3 protein-coding genes and 1 tRNA gene are annotated in these 2,684 nt (G+C 56.9%); 1 reads left to right on the forward strand and 3 read right to left on the reverse strand.

All coding sequences use genetic code 11. The features are described from left to right. Positions 1–40 precede the first annotated feature (40 nt). A complete protein-coding gene (fabG, locus tag HMPREF1546_RS16380; RefSeq protein WP_021748997.1) occupies positions 41–775 on the reverse strand; it encodes a 3-oxoacyl-ACP reductase FabG in 735 nt (244 codons plus the stop codon). Positions 776–886: 111 nt separating this feature from the next. On the opposite strand from fabG, the gene HMPREF1546_RS16385 reads away from it, so the two are divergent. Then, positions 887–963, forward strand: a tRNA-Val gene (locus tag HMPREF1546_RS16385). A 492-nt stretch (positions 964–1,455) separates the two neighbouring features. On the opposite strand, the gene HMPREF1546_RS19040 is transcribed toward HMPREF1546_RS16385, so the two are convergent. Beyond that, complete coding sequence (locus HMPREF1546_RS19040; RefSeq protein WP_198145326.1) at positions 1,456–1,608, reverse strand: hypothetical protein; 153 nt, start codon at positions 1,606–1,608, stop codon at positions 1,456–1,458. Positions 1,609–1,890: 282 nt separating this feature from the next. Further along, the coding region (locus HMPREF1546_RS19420; protein WP_021748995.1) for a collagen-like protein at positions 1,891–2,684 on the reverse strand (794 nt) is incomplete at its 5' end.

Here is a 2,684-nt window from a genome sequence, read left to right on the forward strand (position 1 = left end):
CGCCGCCTATGCGGCGCCCGGCTCTCTTGTTCGGCAGTCTTCAAACGATGAACCCGCCGTCGGCGGCGAGGATTTGCCCCGTGAGGAAGGATGCCTTGTCGGAGGCCAGAAAGGCAACGGCGTGGGCCACGTCCTCCGGCGTCCCCAGCCGTCCCAGAGGCGTCTGCTCCGCCAGATCCCGCAGGGTCTCCTGTCCCAGAACCTGAACCATGTCGGTGTTGATGACGCCGGGAGCCACGCAGTTGACCCGGATGTGGGAGGGCGCCAGCTCCAGCGCCAGGGACCGGGTCAGCCCCACGAGAGCGGCTTTGGTGCAGGCATACGCCACCTCACAGGAGGCTCCCCGCAGTCCCCAGATGGATGAGATGTTGACGATGCAGCCCGCCTTCTCATGGAGCATGTGGGGCAGTACTGCCTGGATGGTGTTCCGGGCGCCGCCCAGGTTCACGCCCAGATAGCGATTCCACTGGGCATCTGTGATATCCTGAAATTGGATCTGCCCCGCAATGCCGGCGTTGTTCACCAGCAGGCTCACGGGTCCCAGCTCCGCTTCCGCAGTGCGAACCATCGTCTCCACAGCCGCCCGGTCCGCCACATCCGCCTGAACTGCAATGGCATTTCCACCATGGTTCCGGATTTTTTCTGCCAGCGTCTCCGCCTCCTGCCGGTGCGTCAGGTAATTGATACAGACAGCATGTCCCGCCTCCGCCAGCTCTGCCGCAATCGCTCTCCCGATCCCCCGGGAAGCCCCAGTGACCAATGCCACACGATTCATAGTGATCCTCCTGTCATAGTGCTGTCAGCAGTATAACAAAAAAAACAGGATCGCGCAAGAAAAGTGTTGACAAAAGGTGCGTTTTCGTGTATCCTATATACGTTCCGTTTTGGACGATTAGCTCAGCTGGCTAGAGCACCTGCTTGACGTGCAGGGGGTCACAGGTTCGAGTCCTGTATCGTCCACCATCGAAAGTTCCGCTTTCTGTTGAAAGCGGAACTTTTTTATAATTTTTTCACAATTTTCATGCGTGTTATGTAACCTTATTTTATCCCTGACCACTCAACCAGCCACAGTCAGGAAAAATACGGGCCTCCGAGAGCAGTTCGCCCTGGGAGGCCCGTTTGTTCAACCTGCCAGTTCTGCCTGCTTCCGCCGCTTTTTCTCGGCGGCGATCTCCGCGATCAGCCGGGCCAACTTCTCCTCGCACGCCGCCTCTGTATGGACGGAGACGTTGGTGCCATTCGTTTCCCGTTCACTTTCGGGGAGTAGAGAGGTTGGGACGCTCCAGTTCCCAGAAAAACCGCTGGTGCAGGGCCTTCATGTAGTCGTTCATACGTGTCGCCTCCCTTGTTCAGCAACACAACATACCCAGAAACAGAGAATAGCCAGGGCTCCGGCGCACCGGCCCGCGGACTCCGCTTTCTTCCAGGAGACTAATAGCGGAACCCGTAATCGTCTTATTTTTCAGACACCTGCACTCGGCTCTCCGCTCCCCCACTCACCTCCAGAAATACGCAGAGGGACTGCTTGCTTATCGTGTAATACTTGGGCGGGTCCAAGAACAGAAACAGAATCCGGATGGCAGTCTCCTCGCCGGTGTCGGCATCCATGGCCGCAGGAATCCCATCGATAGTTTTCCATCGCACCGCCGGTAGTACCCGGTATAGTCCCGCCCGCCCAGCATACCCTCCCCCCATTCCATGTTCTGCTTTCAGTATAGTGGGGTAAGGAGCATCTGCAAAGCATTCACATCTCATCATCTGATTTTATGGGTAAGTGTGAGCAGAGGGGCGACCGTTTGGCTGCCCCTCTGTTTCACGTTTACATTACTGCACTTCTGATGAATATTTATAGTGCCCCACAGAGCAACTTGCAGTCCTGAGAAAGAAAACTTATGGTGCCAGGAAACTGGCTCCCGTGTATAGCCAGTTGACGCATACAGACGTACGGGCACCGCCTCGGGAAGAAAAGATTCGGATCTCACACATGGACCAAAGACCGGTAGAGGGCTCTTGTTGCCGGATTCGTGTCCAGTGCATCTCCTGAGACTGGCTGTAGATCAGATCATCCACTACGAACACACCTGAGATTGTCAGGTTGTCATTGGTCTGGCTGTCAATAGAAGCTCCATCGTAAATACTTGCGCGGCGAATATCGGCCACAATAGACGTTCCTGTTACCGCAGGCTGGAGGGAAAAGCGGAGTGAAGTGGCCGAAGTGTTCTGCAAGGTCATGTTCAGCGCCTCCAGAGGAACCGTCAAGACACTTCCAGCAGAGGACAGATTTGCGTTGTAAACCTCCGGAACAGCTTTTAGATTGGGAGTCAGGAAATCTGTCTCCGCAGTTTTAAACCGAACCTTGTAGACAGTAGGTGTATTTTGCTCCACTGTAATTTCAGGAGTCTGCCCAGGGATGCCCTGCGGTCCTTCGGGTCCAACTTCACCAGGTTCACCTTTCGGCCCCTCGGGGCCAACGGGAACCACAAAGTCCAGGGAGATCCCGGTGTCTGTCGGATTGGCGGTGACGGCTGCGGCAGTACCGGAGGAGACAGTTCCCACAGTGACGGTAGGCGTTGTGCCTGCGGGTCCCTGAGGACCAAGTTCACCCTGAGGCCCGGTTTCGCCCCGCTCGCCCTGAGGCCCTTCCGGGCCCTGGGGACCTGTCGGGCCGGATTCTCCCTGAGGGC

The sequence above is a fragment of the Oscillibacter sp. KLE 1745 genome, from assembly GCF_000469445.2.
In the GTDB taxonomy this organism is placed as follows: domain Bacteria; phylum Bacillota; class Clostridia; order Oscillospirales; family Oscillospiraceae; genus Oscillibacter; species Oscillibacter welbionis.